Annotated in this window: 14 protein-coding genes; 5 read left to right on the top strand and 9 right to left on the bottom strand. The window is 64.2% G+C overall.

What is annotated here, in order from left to right; translation table 11 throughout:
• Positions 1 to 18: 18 nt before the first annotated feature.
• A complete protein-coding gene (locus CAG22_RS06155; protein WP_085704946.1) occupies positions 19 to 1,671 on the top strand; it encodes a cyclic peptide export ABC transporter in 1,653 nt (550 codons plus the stop codon).
• A gap of 245 nt (positions 1,672 to 1,916) precedes the next feature.
• On the opposite strand, the gene CAG22_RS06150 is transcribed toward CAG22_RS06155, so the two are convergent.
• Positions 1,917 to 2,852, bottom strand: a complete 936-nt coding sequence (locus CAG22_RS06150; RefSeq protein WP_015271337.1) for an aspartyl/asparaginyl beta-hydroxylase domain-containing protein — start codon at positions 2,850 to 2,852, stop codon at positions 1,917 to 1,919.
• A 172-nt stretch (positions 2,853 to 3,024) separates the two neighbouring features.
• On the bottom strand, positions 3,025 to 3,999 hold the full coding sequence (gene cysK / locus CAG22_RS06145) for a cysteine synthase A (RefSeq protein WP_013973746.1): 975 nt from the start codon (positions 3,997 to 3,999) through the stop codon (positions 3,025 to 3,027).
• A 147-nt stretch (positions 4,000 to 4,146) separates the two neighbouring features.
• On the opposite strand from cysK, the gene CAG22_RS06140 reads away from it, so the two are divergent.
• The 3 genes from CAG22_RS06140 (at position 4,147) to CAG22_RS06130 (ending at position 7,487) form a co-directional block, all read left to right on the top strand.
• Positions 4,147 to 5,220, top strand: coding sequence for a DUF748 domain-containing protein (locus CAG22_RS06140; RefSeq protein ID WP_085704944.1), 1,074 nt, complete (start codon positions 4,147 to 4,149; stop codon positions 5,218 to 5,220).
• 229 nt (positions 5,221 to 5,449) lie between these two features.
• The gene (locus tag CAG22_RS06135; RefSeq protein WP_013973748.1) at positions 5,450 to 6,295 is read left to right on the top strand and encodes a MoxR family ATPase; all 846 of its coding nucleotides are present in this window, start codon (positions 5,450 to 5,452) and stop codon (positions 6,293 to 6,295) included.
• 13 nt (positions 6,296 to 6,308) lie between these two features.
• Positions 6,309 to 7,487, top strand: a complete 1,179-nt coding sequence (locus tag CAG22_RS06130) for a VWA domain-containing protein (RefSeq protein ID WP_013973749.1) — start codon at positions 6,309 to 6,311, stop codon at positions 7,485 to 7,487.
• Positions 7,488 to 7,601: 114 nt separating this feature from the next.
• On the opposite strand, the gene CAG22_RS06125 is transcribed toward CAG22_RS06130, so the two are convergent.
• The 4 genes from CAG22_RS06125 to CAG22_RS06110 are packed head-to-tail and all read right to left on the bottom strand — an operon-like array spanning position 7,602 to position 11,274.
• Positions 7,602 to 8,519 carry a biotin-dependent carboxyltransferase family protein gene (locus tag CAG22_RS06125; RefSeq protein ID WP_085704942.1) on the bottom strand — a complete coding sequence of 306 codons (918 nt, stop codon included), beginning with the start codon at positions 8,517 to 8,519 and terminating at the stop codon, positions 7,602 to 7,604.
• The gene (gene pxpB, locus CAG22_RS06120; RefSeq protein ID WP_085704940.1) at positions 8,516 to 9,202 is read right to left on the bottom strand and encodes a 5-oxoprolinase subunit PxpB; all 687 of its coding nucleotides are present in this window, start codon (positions 9,200 to 9,202) and stop codon (positions 8,516 to 8,518) included. Before pxpB ends, CAG22_RS06125 begins: the two co-directional genes overlap by 4 nt.
• The gene (locus CAG22_RS06115; protein WP_085593339.1) at positions 9,199 to 9,978 is read right to left on the bottom strand and encodes a 5-oxoprolinase subunit PxpA; all 780 of its coding nucleotides are present in this window, start codon (positions 9,976 to 9,978) and stop codon (positions 9,199 to 9,201) included. The genes pxpB and CAG22_RS06115 overlap by 4 nt, the downstream gene beginning before the upstream one ends.
• A gap of 9 nt (positions 9,979 to 9,987) precedes the next feature.
• Complete coding sequence (locus CAG22_RS06110) at positions 9,988 to 11,274, bottom strand: MFS transporter (protein ID WP_061552661.1); 1,287 nt, start codon at positions 11,272 to 11,274, stop codon at positions 9,988 to 9,990.
• Positions 11,275 to 11,402: 128 nt separating this feature from the next.
• Here CAG22_RS06110 and CAG22_RS06105 point away from each other — a divergent pair, with 128 nt between their 5' ends.
• Positions 11,403 to 12,314: a LysR family transcriptional regulator gene (locus CAG22_RS06105; RefSeq protein ID WP_015271343.1), complete on the top strand. Its 912-nt coding sequence runs from the start codon at positions 11,403 to 11,405 to the stop codon at positions 12,312 to 12,314.
• Positions 12,315 to 12,448: 134 nt separating this feature from the next.
• Here the strand turns inward: CAG22_RS06105 and CAG22_RS06100 are convergent, their stop codons facing one another.
• From CAG22_RS06100 to CAG22_RS06090, 3 genes are read right to left on the bottom strand one after another with little or no spacing between them, the layout of a single operon-like run.
• On the bottom strand, positions 12,449 to 12,970 hold the full coding sequence (locus CAG22_RS06100) for a DUF2937 family protein (protein ID WP_015271344.1): 522 nt from the start codon (positions 12,968 to 12,970) through the stop codon (positions 12,449 to 12,451).
• A gap of 9 nt (positions 12,971 to 12,979) precedes the next feature.
• Entirely contained in the window at positions 12,980 to 13,753 is a 774-nt protein-coding gene (locus tag CAG22_RS06095) for a class II glutamine amidotransferase (protein ID WP_013973756.1), read from the bottom strand.
• 14 nt (positions 13,754 to 13,767) lie between these two features.
• Complete coding sequence (locus CAG22_RS06090) at positions 13,768 to 14,274, bottom strand: hypothetical protein (RefSeq protein ID WP_025340210.1); 507 nt, start codon at positions 14,272 to 14,274, stop codon at positions 13,768 to 13,770.
• Positions 14,275 to 14,327 lie beyond the last annotated feature (53 nt).

Raw genomic sequence — 14,327 nt, 5'->3', positions numbered from 1 at the left:
CCAGCGAGATCACGCTTCATGAAAACCTCTTCCCCCGGGGCCATCCGCGAATTGCTGGGCCTGCTGAAACCCTACCGCCCGGCGGTAATCGTCTCGGTGCTGCTGGGCATGCTCGGCGGCCTGGCCGTGACCGCCCTGCTGGCCACCGTCAACCAGGGCCTGCATGCCGCTGACGGCATGAGCCAGGGCGTGATCCTGGCCTTCGCCGGCCTGTGCGTGCTGGCCCTGGTCAGCAGCGTGGCGGCCGACAGCGGCACCAACTACGTTGGACAGAAAGTCATCGCCAGGCTGCGCAAGGACCTCGGCGCCAAGGTGCTGTCGGCGCCGATCGAGCAGATCGAGCGCTACCGCACCCACCGCCTGATCCCGGTGCTGACGCGCGACGTCGACACCATCAGCGACTTTGCCTTCGCCTTCGCCCCGCTGGCCATCTCGCTCACCACCGTGACAGGCTGCATGGCCTACCTGGCCTGGCTGTCGTGGCCGATCTTCCTCATCACCCTGGCAGCCATCGGCATTGGCAGTGGCATTCAATACGTGGCCAGGCAGAAAGGCGTGGCCGGCTTCAACGCCGCCCGCGATGCCGAAGACAACCTGCAGAAGCACTACTCGGCCATCGCCGAGGGCGCCAAGGAACTGCGCATCGACCGCCGCCGCCGCCATGCCATGCTGACCCGCAACATCCAGGGCACCGCCGACTTCATCGCCAACACCCATATCCGCGCCATCAACATCTTCGTCGCGGCCAAGAGCCTGGGGTCGATGCTGTTCTTCGTGGTCATCGGCCTGACCCTGGCCCTGCAATCGCTATGGCCGAGCAACGACCCGGCGGTGATGAGCGGCTTCGTGCTGGTGCTGCTGTACATGAAAGGCCCGCTGGAAACCTTGATCGGCAACCTGCCGATCCTCGGCCGCGCCCAGGTGGCGTTCCGCCGCATTGCCGACCTGTCCGAGCGCTTCTCCTCGCCCGAGCCGCACCTGCTGCTGGAGCCGCCGGTCAAGCGCACCGCCCCGGCCAGCGCGCATCTGGAACTGCACAACGTCGAGTACGCCTACCCGCCGGTGGACGACAACGAGCCGTTCCGCGTGGGGCCGGTGAACCTGAGCATCGAACCGGGCGAGATCCTGTTCATCGTCGGCGAGAACGGCTGCGGCAAGACTTCGCTGATCAAGCTGCTGCTGGGCCTGTACACCCCGCAACGCGGCGAAGTGCGCCTGAACGGCAAGGCCGTCGGCCCGGAGGGGCTGGATGACTATCGCCAGCTGTTCACCACGGTGTTCGCCGACTACTACCTGTTCGACGACCTGCCCGAGCATGAACACAGCTTGCCCAGCGATGCCACGCGCTACCTGGAGCGGCTGGAGATCGCCCACAAGGTGAGCGTGCGCGATGGTGCCTTTACCACCACCGACCTGTCGACCGGCCAGCGCAAGCGCCTGGCACTGGTCAATGCCTGGCTGGACGGGCGGCCAGTGCTGGTGTTCGACGAGTGGGCAGCGGACCAGGACCCGACCTTCCGCCGGGTGTTCTACACCGAGCTGCTGCCGGACCTGAAGCGTTTGGGCAAGACCATCATCGTGATTTCGCATGATGACCGGTACTTCGATACGGCGGACAAGGTGGTGCACCTTAGTCGGGGGAAAGTGGTGGAGGCGTTGGAGCCGGCTTGAGGCAGCAAAGGGGGCTGCGCGCCCCTCATCAACCACAATCTATAATCGCTCTATAGTCTGTCTATAATTCCCTATAAACACCGAACCAGAGTGGTTTCCTGAGAGGACGCCGGGGGGCGCTTTGCGCCCCTATCGCGACACAAGGCCGCTCCCACAGGTTCTGCGCAATTCCAGGGAGTGGCGCGGTAGCTGTAGGAGCGGCCTTGTGTCGCGATGGGCTGCAAGGCAGCCCCAACAGGCAGAAATCAGAACAACCAGTGATACAACAGGTACACCACCACCGCCGCCAGCACCGGCCGCAGCACGCGGTAGGCCTTGGGGTTGGCGCGCTTGAACTGCTTGACCTGGCTACTGATCCGGTTGCTGAAGCGCTTGCTCCAGGCGTAGGCCTGGTTGATCCCGCCCACACGCTCGTCGTCGGTGTTCTGCGGCGCGGTGGCACGGCCGAGGAAGGCGCTGACCTGGCGGTTGATGCGGGTCATCAGTGGGCTGCTCAGCGGGCGTTCGATGTCGCAGAACAGGATCACCCGGGTAACGTCGGTCTCGTTCTTGACCCAGTGCACGTAGGTTTCATCGAACATCACGTCCTCGCCGTCACGCCAGGCATATTCCTCGCCATCGACGTAGATGCGGCAAGCATCGGAGTTGGGGGTGGACAGGCCCAGGTGGTAGCGCAGGGAACCGGCGAACGGGTCGCGGTGCGGGTTCAGGTGGCTGCCGCCGGGCAGCAGGGCGAACATCGCGCCCTTGACGTTGGGGATGCTGCTGACCAGCTCGACGGTACGCGGGCACAGGGTTTCGGCAGAAGGCAACGGTTTGTCGTACCACTTCAGGTAAAAGCGCTTCCAGCCTTTCTTGAAGAACGAACCGAAGCCTGCGTCGTTATCCTTCTCGGCGGCGCGGATGTAGCCCTCGTCGAACAGGCGCATGGCCTCTTCGCGGATTTCCTGCCAGTTGTCCTTCAGAACGTCCAGCTCGGGGAAGCGCTGGCGGTCCAGGTAGGGCTTGGACGGTACGCCGGAGAACAGGTACATCAGGCTGTTATAAGGGGCGAACAGCGCCGAATGGTTGACGAACTGGCGCAACACCGGCAAGCGAGCCTTGCCGCGCAGGTGCACGAACAGCACGCTGCCAAAAAACACCAGCAAGACACCCGCCTTGGCTGCAAAGGAAAAGGTCATGCTTTCACTCCTTGAGGAAGAAACAGGGCTGCGCGCCCTGCACTCCGATAAATCATCCTGCCATCATAAACTGATGCCGCCAGGGTAAAAACAGCCCGGGCAGCAACTCAATCATGAAGATTTTGCAATAAACCAAGCCGCCGAACGTTGCGCGGGATCAGCGGCAAGGCCATTACTGCTGGTTTTCCTGCTCGCTGAACATGTCGCTGAACAGCATGCTCGACAGGTAGCGCTCGCCGGAGTCCGGCAGAATCACGACGATGGTCTTACCCTGCATTTCCGGCTTTTCGGCCAGGCGCACGGCCGCTGCCATCGCCGCACCACAGGAAATGCCACAGAGGATGCCCTCTTCCTGCATCAGGCGGATGGCCATGGCCTTGGACTCTTCGTCGGTCACCGTTTCCACCTGGTCGACGATCGACAGGTCGAGGTTTTTCGGCACGAAGCCGGCGCCGATGCCCTGGATCTTGTGCGGGCTGGGCTTGAGCTCTTCGCCGGCCAGGGTCTGGCTGATCAGCGGCGATGCCACTGGTTCCACCGCCACCGACAGGATCGCCTTGCCCTGCGTATGCTTGATGTAGCGCGAAACACCGGTGATGGTGCCGCCGGTGCCGACGCCCGCCACCAGCACGTCGACCGCGCCGTCGGTGTCGTTCCAGATTTCCGGGCCGGTGGTTTTTTCGTGGATCGCCGGGTTGGCCGGGTTTTCGAACTGGCCCGGCAGGAAGTACTGGGCCGGGTCGGAGGCGACGATTTCGTTGGCCTTCTCGATGGCGCCCTTCATGCCCTTGGCCGGGTCGGTCAGCACCAGCTCGGCACCCAGCGCCTTCAACACCTTGCGGCGCTCCAGGCTCATGGAGGCGGGCATGGTCAGCATCAGCTTGTAGCCACGAGCGGCGGCGACGAAGGCCAGGCCGATGCCGGTGTTGCCCGAGGTCGGTTCGACGATGGTCATGCCCGGCTTGAGCTTGCCGCTGCTTTCGGCGTCCCAGACCATGTTCGCGCCGATGCGGCATTTGACCGAATAGCCCGGGTTACGCCCTTCGATCTTGGCCAGGATGGTCACGCCGCGCGGGGCAATGCGGTTGATCTGCACCAGCGGCGTGTTACCGATGGAGTGGGCGTTGTCTGCAAAGATACGGCTCATGGCAGGGGTCCTTGGCATGAAAAAAAGCAGGGAAAGACCTCAAGGGTAAGCCCGGGCCGGAGGCCCGTAAAGCCTGTTCGAACTCCGTGGCAAAGCCTGCGGTCAACCAAACAAGCGTCTTTATGAGCCCACCTTGGAGAGCCTGCGATGAAAGGTCACTACCGCTGGCCGCTGGTCGCCCTGGCCAGCCTGGTCGTGTTGCTGGTGGCCCTGCACCTGGCCCTGCCCTACCTGGTGCGCGACTACCTGAACGACAAACTTGCCGACATGGGCGACTACCGCGGCCAGGTGGCCGACGTGGACCTGGCCTGGTGGCGCGGCGCGTACCAGATCAATGGGCTGAAGATCGTCAAGACCACCGGCAAGGTGCCGGTGCCGTTTCTCGACGCGCCGCTGATCGACCTGTCGGTGAGCTGGCACGCCCTGTGGTACGACCGCGCAGTGGTTGCCGAAGTGGTGTTCGACCGGCCGGAGCTCAACTTCGTCGATGGCGGCAACAAACAGAACTCGCAGACCGGTCAGGGCACCGACTGGCGCCAGCAACTGGAAAAACTGCTGCCGATCACCCTTAACGAGGTTCGCATCGACAAAGGCGTGCTGACTTTCCGCAACTTCAACTCCAAGCCACCCGTCAACCTGAAGGCCACTCAGCTCGATGCCAGTATTCGCAACCTCACCAACATCCGTGACGAAAAGGGCCGACGTGATGCCAGCTTTGATGGCACGGCGCTGATCGTAGGCGATGCCAAGGTGGAAAGTCGCGCCACCTTCGACCCGTTCAGCGATTTCGACGACTTCGAGTTCCGCCTGCGCGCCACGGGTATCGAGTTGCGCAAGCTCAACGACTTCGCCAGCGCATACGGCAAGTTCGACTTCAATGCCGGGCACGGCGATGTGGTGATAGAGGCCGAGGCGACCAACGGCCGCTTGAATGGGTACATCAAGCCACTGTTGCGGGATGTGGATGTGTTCGACTGGCAGCAGGATGTGCAGGAAAAGGACAAAGGCTTCTTCCGCTCAGTCTGGGAAGCGCTGGTGGGCGCGACCGAGACGGTATTGAAGAACCAGCCGAAGAACCAGTTCGCGACCCGGGTAGAGCTCAGCGGTAGCGTGCACAAGCAGGATATCAGCGCCTTCGAGGCGTTTCTGCAGATCCTGCGCAACGGGTTCATTCAGGCGTTCAATGCGCGATATGAGCGTGACGCGCCGGATTCCGACTAGGATCGAGTGACGGGGCATTCAGGGACTGAATACCTGGTCTGCGTTTCCAGTCGGCGAACCCCGCGTTATAGTCGGTGACAAATCGAAAATATGTACTGCCTGTTCCGGCCCTATCGCCGGCAAGCCAGCTCCCACAGGATCCCCACAGTTCTCAAGACCTGTGCTGTACCTGTGGGAGCCGGCTTGCCGGCGATAGGGCCAGTACAGACTACCCTCAGAGGACAGACCCATGAAGTTCGAAGGCACCCGCGACTACGTCGCCACAGACGACCTGAAACTGGCGGTAAACGCGGCCATCACCCTCGAACGCCCCTTGCTGGTCAAGGGCGAACCCGGCACCGGCAAGACCATGCTCGCCGAGCAGCTGGCAGCCTCGTTCGGTGCGCGCCTGATCACCTGGCACATCAAGTCCACCACCAAGGCCCACCAGGGCCTCTACGAGTACGACGCGGTCAGCCGCCTGCGTGACTCGCAGCTGGGCGTGGACAAGGTCCACGATGTGCGCAACTACCTGAAGAAGGGCAAGCTGTGGGAGGCCTTCGAGGCCGAGGAACGGGTCATCCTGCTGATCGACGAAATCGACAAGGCCGACATCGAGTTCCCCAACGACCTGCTGCAAGAACTCGACAAGATGGAGTTCTACGTCTACGAAATCGACGAGACCATCAAGGCCAGACAGCGCCCGATCATCATCATCACCTCCAACAACGAAAAGGAGCTGCCGGACGCCTTCCTGCGCCGCTGCTTCTTCCACTACATCGCCTTCCCCGACCGCACTACCCTGCAGCAGATCGTCGACGTGCACTACCCGAACATCAGCCAGTCGCTGGTCAGCGAGGCGCTGGACGTGTTCTTCGACGTGCGCAAGGTACCAGGCCTGAAGAAAAAGCCGTCCACCTCCGAACTGGTCGATTGGCTCAAGCTGCTGATGGCCGACAACATCGGTGAAGCGGTGCTGCGCGAACGCGACCCGACCAAGGCCATTCCACCGCTGGCCGGGGCGCTGGTGAAGAACGAGCAGGACGTACAACTACTCGAGCGCCTGGCCTTCATGAGCCGGCGCGGCAACCGCTGACAGGAGCCGGGCCATGCTGCTCAACCTGTTCAATGAAATGCGCGCGGCCAAGGTGCCGGTGTCGGTACGCGAACTGCTCGACCTGCACCAGGCCCTGCAAAAGCGCGTGGTGTTCGCCGACATGGACGAGTTCTACTACCTCGCCCGCGCCATCCTGGTGAAGGACGAGCGCCACTTCGACAAGTTCGACCGCGCCTTCGCTGCCTACTTCAAGGGCCTGGAGAACCTCGACCGGCACATCGAGGCGTTGATCCCCGAAGACTGGCTGCGCAAGGAATTCGAGCGTTCGCTGACCGATGAGGAGCGCGCGCAGATCCAGTCGCTGGGTGGCCTGGACAAGCTGATCGAAGAGTTCAAGAAGCGCCTCGAAGAGCAGAAGGAACGTCACGCCGGCGGCAACAAGTGGATCGGCACCGGCGGCACCAGCCCGTTCGGCTCGGGCGGCTTCAACCCCGAGGGCATCCGCGTGGGCGAGGCCGGCAAGCGCCAGGGCAAGGCGGTGAAGGTGTGGGACCAGCGCGAATACAAGAACCTGGACGACCAGGTGGAGCTGGGCACGCGCAACATCAAGCTGGCCTTGCGCCGGCTGCGCAAGTTCGCCCGTGAAGGCGCCGCCGAAGAGCTGGACATCGACGGCACCATCGACCACACCGCGCGGGATGCCGGGCTGCTGAACATCCAGATGCGCCCCGAGCGGCGCAACACGGTGAAGCTGCTGTTGCTGTTCGACATCGGTGGCTCGATGGACGCCCACGTCAAGGTCTGCGAAGAACTGTTCTCGGCGTGCAAGACCGAGTTCAAGCACCTGGAGTACTACTACTTCCACAACTTCGTGTACGAGTCGGTGTGGAAGAACAACCTGCGCCGCACCTCGGAGCGCTATTCCACCTTCGACCTGCTGCACAAGTACGGCGATGACTACAAGGTTGTGTTCGTTGGCGATGCGGCCATGGCGCCCTACGAGATTACCCAGCCGGGTGGCAGCGTGGAGCACTGGAACGAAGAAGCCGGGTATGTGTGGATGCAGCGTTTCATGGAGAAATTCAGGAAGATCATCTGGATCAACCCGTACCCGAAGCAGGCCTGGGACTACACCGCATCGACCCACCTGGTGCGGGACTTGATCGAGGACAAGATGTACCCGCTGACCTTGCAGGGGTTGGAGGAAGGGATGCGTTACCTGTCCAAGTGATGTTGCCAGTGCCGGCCTCTTCGCGGGCTCGCCCGCTCCCACAGGTCCCCCACAGGCCTCAAGGCTTGCGCGATACCTGTGGGAGCGGGCGAGCCCGCGAAAGGGCCAGCGACCTTACAACCAACGGTCCAGGTAAGCCTGCTGCTCCCGCCACGCCTCATCCTGCACCACCGCCCGGAACCGCACTACCGCCCCCGGCATGCACTGCGCCAGTTGCGCCAGCGCCAACGGCGTCAATGCCCCCAGCCGCGGATAGCCGCCAATGGTCTGCCGGTCATTGAGCAACACGATCGGCTGCCCATCCGGCGGCACCTGCACCGCCCCCAGCGGAATCCCCTCGGAAATCATCGGCGCGCCCTGGTAGACCAGCTGCGGCCCCAGCAGGCGGATGCCCATGCGGTCGGCGCGGCTGTCCAGCGTCCACTCGCGGTTGAACGCCTCGAACAGGCTGGTACCGCTGAAGTCACCGATCTGTGCGCCGATCACCAGGTCAAGCACAGGCTTTTGTGCGTACTGTGGCCGCAGCGCTGCCGGTACCTCACGCAAGGTCGCTGAAGCGCTGGAAAATGCCAGCAGCTGGCCTTTGCCGAGCGCAGAGCCCTGGCCATCGATACCGCCCAGTTCTTCCCGCACGACCGTGGCACGGCTGCCCAGCACATCCTCGCCCAGGAAGCCGCCAGGTGCTGCCAGGTACGCCCGCGCGCCCTGCTTCGGCTGTTTCAGGGTCAACCGCTGCCCCTTGGCCAATGCAAAGCTGCGCCAGGGCGCCAGCGGCTGATCATCGACCCGCGCATCCAGGTCGGCACCGGCCAGGGCCAGCACACAATCCTGCTCTGCGACCACACAGAAACCACCTAGCGCCACCTCGACCACCGGCGCCGCCAACGGGTTGCCCAGCAGCCAGTTGGCCCAGTGCATCGCCACCCAGTCCAGCGCCCCGCCCTGGGTCACGCCCAGGTGGCGTACGCCAAAGCGCCCGGCATCCTGCAACTGGCACAGCGGCGTACTGGCCTCGATCTTCAACTGCCTCATGCTTGTGCCTCCACATCACCGCCCAACGCCACGAACTCGCTGCGCGAAACCGGCACGAAGCGCACCCGGTCACCGGGTTGCAACAGGCTGTAGCCCTCGCGTTCACGGTCGAACAGGCGCACCGGAGTACGCCCGATCAGGTTCCAGCCCCCCGGCGATACCGCCGGATAGGCCGCCGTCTGGCGCTCGGCAATGCCGACGCTGCCGGCCGCCACGCGCTTGCGCGGGGTGCTAAGGCGCGGGCTGGCCAGGCGTTCGTCCACCAGGCCCATGAAGCCGAAACCGGGGGCGAAACCCAGGGCGAACACCGGGTACTCGCGCTCGCTGTGCAAACGGATCACCTCTGCTTCACTCAAGCCACTGCGGGCCGCCAACACCGGCAGCTCCGGGCCGACGCTGGCGTCGTACCACACCGGGATCTCATGGCGGCGGCCACCGCTGCCCGTGTCTGGCTGCAAGCCCTCCAGTGCACGGATGATCAGCGCCCTCGCCTCACTCGGTGGCAGGTCGAACTGCACCATCAGCGTGGTGTAGGACGGCACCAGGTCCAGCAAGTGCTCGCCGAACGCCGCGTGCAAGCGCTGGCTGGCGGCAAGCATCCACGGCATGTTGCCCTCGTCGATGGAATCGAACAGGCGCACCATCAGGCTGTCGATGGCCACAACTTCAATACGCGGCTTCATCGCGACTCCAGGGCATCGAGGGCCTGGCGAATCTGCCGCACCGCCGCCACCGAACTGTCGTTGTCGCCGTGCACGCACAGGGTGCTCGCTGCAAGCGTCAATGCACTGCCATCGTCCGCCACCAGCGTGTCGCCACGGGCCAGGCGCACGGCCTGCTCCACCACCAGCGCCGGGTCGTGGTGCACCGCACCGGGCAGGCGCCGCGACACCAGGCGCCCGCTGGCGGTGTAGGCGCGGTCGGCGAATGCTTCGAACCACAGCGGCACGCCAATTTCATCGCCCAGGGCCTGGGCGGCGCGGTTGTCGGCGGTAGCCATCAGCATCAGCGGCAGGCCGCCGCCATAGGCCGCCACAGCCTCCAGTACGGTACGCAGCTTGAGCGGGTCGGCCATCATGTCGTTGTACAGCGCACCATGGGGTTTCACGTACGCCACGCGGCCGCCCAACACTTTGCAGATGCCGTCCAGCGCACCGATCTGGTAATGCAGCAGGTCGCGGATTTCCTCCGGGCTGCAGGCCATGGAACGGCGGCCGAAGCCGACCAGGTCCGGGTAGGCCGGGTGTGCGCCGATAGTCACGCCGTGCTCCAGCGCCAGGGCCACGGTGCGGCGCATGATGCTGGGGTCGCCGGCGTGGTAGCCGCAGGCGATGTTGGCGCAATCGATGTACGGCATGACTTCGGCATCCAGGCCCATGCGCCAGCTGCCGAAACTCTCGCCCATGTCGCAATTGAGTAGCAGGCGTTCCACCGCACGGCCTCCGTTGTCGTTGTTCATATGCCTACCTTAACGCGCCTGCAGCTGTTTGCCGCGGGTTTCCGGCAGGCTCAGCGCCGCCACGATCACCACCCCGTAGGACACGGCGGAGAACACGCCGATACCCAGGCCCAGCGGTACCTTCTGGCCGAGCACGCCGATCAGCAGCGGGAACAGTGCCGCGATGACCTTGCCGATGTTGTAGCAGAAGCCCTGCCCCGAACCGCGGATACGCGTGGGGAACAGTTCGGTGAGGAACGCGCCCATGCCGCTGAAGATGCCCGAGGCGAAGAAGCCCAGCGGGAAGCCCAGCCACAGCATCACGCCGTCGCTGACCTGCATTTGCGTGTACAGCAGCACGATGACGAACGAGCCCACGGCAAACAGGATGAAGTTCTTCTTGCGCCCCAGCAGGTCGGACAGGTACGCACTGACCACATAGCCGACGTAGGAGCCGACGATCACCATGGCCAGGTAGCCACCGGTGCCCAGCACGCTCAGGCCGCGCTCGTTCTTGAGGAAAGTCGGCAGCCACGAGGTAATGGCGTAGTAGCCGCCCAGCGCGCCGGTGGTCAGCAGGGATGCACGCACGGTGGTCCAGAGCATGCCCGGGGCGAAGATTTCGTAGAACTGCGCAGGTGCCTCGGCGTTTTCCACCGCCTTGGCCTCGCGGTATACCTCGGGGTCCTTGACCAGGCGGCGGACGAAGATCACGAAGATCGCCGGTACCAGGCCCAGCAGGAACAGCGCGCGCCAGGCCTGCTCTGCCGGCAGCCAGGAGAACAGCAGCGCGTACAGGATGGCGGTGAGGCCCCAGCCAAGCGCCCAGCCGGACTGCACCATGCCCACCGCCTTGCCACGGTCCTGGGCGCGGATCACCTCGCCGATCAGCACCGCGCCGGCGGTCCACTCACCGCCAAAGCCGAAGCCCATCAGGGTACGGGCGATCAGCAGCTGTTCGTAGTTCTGGGCGAAGCCGCAGAGGAAGGTGAAGAAGGCAAACCACACCACCGTCAGTTGCAGGGTGCGCACGCGGCCAATGCGGTCGGAGAGAATGCCGGCCACCCAGCCACCCACGGCCGAGGCGATCAAGGTGCTGGTGTGGATCAACCCGGCTTCGGTGGTGGTGATGCCCCACAGCATGATCAGCGTCGGGATGACGAAGCTGAGCATCTGTGTGTCCATGCCATCCAGGCCGTAGCCGATCTTGCAGCTCCAGAACGTCCGGCGCTGCTGTGAGTCGATGTCGCGATACCAGGCGAAAGGCCCGGACGAAGATGGGGAACTGACCTGCTGCTGCACGCCGGTGGGGTTCATGCTTGCCTCGGCTTGTTGGTATTGTTTTATGGGCGACAATGAGTCGCGGCCTGGCTGCCATTGTTCAGACGCCGCGCCATTTGCGTCCAACGAGAAAAACCGCCGGTCTGGAACAAGAAAAACTGATCATGAACCTTCGCTTCCTCGAAACCTTCGTCTGGGTCGCCCGGCTCAAGAGCTTCCGCCTGACCGCGGAAAAGCTGTTCACTACCCAGGCCTCGGTTTCCAGCCGCATCGCCGCGCTGGAGGCCGACCTGGGCGTCAAGCTGCTGTTGCGCGACTCACGTGGCGTCAGCCTGACCCCGGAAGGCGGCAAGGTGCTGGAATATGCCGAGCGCATGCTGGAAACCGCCAAGGCCATGAAGCAGTCGCTGGACAGCGACCGGGCCAAGGTCGGGCGCATCCGTATCGGGGTGATGGACACGGTGATCCACACCTGGATGAGCGCGCTGGTGGCGGAGCTGACCGAGCGTTACCCGCAGGTGGAAATCGAACTGGTGGCCGACACTGCGCTGAACCTTCGCGAGCAATTGCAGAAGGGCTTTCTCGACGTGATCCTGCAGACCGACCTGCTGCGCGAGCAGTCGATCCGCAGCCTGGACCTGGCGCGCTACCCGATGGGTTGGGTGGTGGCCGCCGGCTCGCACCAGCACCGCGACTACGCCTCACTGGCCGAGCTTGGGCGTGAGCGGATCATCACCTTCTCGAAGAACTCGCGGCCGCACCAGGAAGTGCTGAGCCTGCTGCTGAGTGCCGGGGCCGAAACGCCGCGGCTTAACTGCGTGAACTCGGTGGCGGCGATTACCCGGCTGTTGCGCGACGGGTTTGGCATTGGTGCGTTGCCGCCGGCGCTGGTGGATGCCGAGTTGAGCCGCGGTGAGCTGGTATTGCTGCAGGGCCTGCAACCGCCGCCGAGCCTGGAGCTGGTGGTGGCCTGGCAGACCGGGGTGGCGTTGGTGGATGAAGTGGTCGGGGTTTGCCGGCAGGTGCTGGAGCGGTATGCGCGGGATGTGGGTGGGCAGCGTATAGTGTTGGTCTGACTGATTGGCTTTGTCTGTGCGGGCCTCTTCGCGGGCTTGCCCGCTCCCACAGGTACTGCACGGCTCTCAAGGCCCGTGATGATCCTGTGGGAGCGGGCAAGCCCGCGAAAGGGCCGGCACAGGCACAGCAAAAATCAGCGCCAGCTCTCTTTCACCGCCCCACGCCGCCCGCCCAGGATCACCCAGCCAATCGCCAGCAACAGGCTCTCGACCACGAAGGCCAGCACAAACCCTGCACCAAGCCCCCAGCCAACCGCCTCGGGCACCAGCAGGATCTGGTAGCTGTAACCATTGAGGGTTTCCTCGCGCAACTGCGGGTCGGCCTGTACCAGCACGTGCCAGGTACGCTGCGCCCATGGCGCTTGCAGCGCCTGCCATTCGTTTTCCAGCAGTTCGTTGCGGATCATCAGGCTTTCGATGCTGTTGGCATCACTGTTGAACACCGGGTCGTCGCTGCTGCGGTAATGCCGCAGCAGCGCCTGCAGGTCACCACTGAAGAAACGTTCGGCGGTCTGCCGGAAGCCGTCGAGCGCCTCGCGTGATTCGAACAGGTGCGCCTCGACCCGCTGGCTGTAGTCCTTCACCAGCCCCGGGACCTGGATACCGGCCAGCAGGCCGAAGGTAAACAGCAGCAACCGCAGGTAACTTCTGAACATGCCGCGTCCTTAGCTCTGGCCGTGCGCCACGCACTCGCCGTGCCGCCACAGGGCCCACTGACCCGGCTCGTAGCGCTGCCAGGTCTCGTTCTCGGTCAAGGCCTCGGTGGCGATCACCGTGACCACGTCATTAGGGGTCGTTTCGGTGTGAAAATCGACGATCAGGTCGACATCCTTCAACCGCGCCGCACCAAAAGGTGCCCGGCGGGTAATGTGCACCAGCTTGGTCGAACAGAAGCAGAACAGCCAGTCGCCGTCGCTGAGCATGCAATTGAACACGCCCTGGCCGCGGTAGCCAGCACAGGCTTCGACCAGCACCGGCAGCAGCTGTTCCACCGGCACGGGTTCGGGGAAGGCGCTGCGGATGCGGTTGAGCAGGTCGCAGAAGGCCGCCTCGCTGTCGGTGTCGCCCACCGGCCGGTAGAAACTGGCCTGGCCCTTGAAGTCGCCCAGCTGGCCATTGTGCGCGAAGCACCAGTTGCGGCCCCACATCTCTCGCACGAACGGGTGAGTGTTGGAAAGGCACACCTTGCCCACGTTGGCCTGGCGGATATGACCGATGACCACTTCGCTCTTGATCGGGTAACGCTGCACCAGGTTGGCCACTTCCGACTCGCTGCTCGCGGCCGGGTCCTGGAACAGGCGCAGGCCACGGCCTTCGTAGAAGCCGATGCCCCAGCCGTCACGGTGCGGGCCGGTACGGCCGCCGCGCTGCATCAGGCCGGTGAAGCTGAAGACGATGTCGGTGGGGACGTTGGCACTCATGCCCAGCAGTTCGCACATAGGCGTGTCTCCGCTTACAGACGGGGCTCGACCCGGCCGCCGCCTCGGGAGACGGCTGGGGCGGCAGGGGGTGGCGCATCACGGTAACGGTCGCGGCGCTCCGCGGCCAGCGGGCCCTGGGCGCCAAGCTGGTCATCTTCGGCAGCCTGGCGCTGGGCAGCGGCCTCGGCCTGCGCGCGGCGCTCGCGGGCGCGCTTTTCCAGCGGCAAGCGCAGCAGTACGAAAAGGAAATACAGGGAAAACGCGCCCATGCCGTACATGGCGAAGTCGGACACCGCGCGCCAGGCGTTGTTGCCGACCTTGAAGGCGACATCCAGGGCGGTGATGGCAATGGCCGGGGCGAAACTGTCCTTGACCGGGTCGACGATGGTCGGGGTCAGCAGCAGCACCGCCAGCACCACCCGCAGCGGTTCGCGCAGCCAGCGCCACATCCAGCCGGTGAGCTTGAAGCCCACCATCAGGCAGCCCAGGGCGGCAACAGCGTAAAGGCCCCAGGCGAGGGTGTAGTCGTTCTCGGTCATGGTGTTCGTGCAAGCCAGGCAAAGAGATGCCTATGATAAACACTTTTCCGGGC

Source organism: Pseudomonas sp. B8(2017), assembly GCF_002113575.1.
GTDB classification, from domain to species: Bacteria; Pseudomonadota; Gammaproteobacteria; order Pseudomonadales; family Pseudomonadaceae; genus Aquipseudomonas; species Aquipseudomonas putida_Z.
This window is presented reverse-complemented; position numbering and strand designations above follow the sequence as displayed.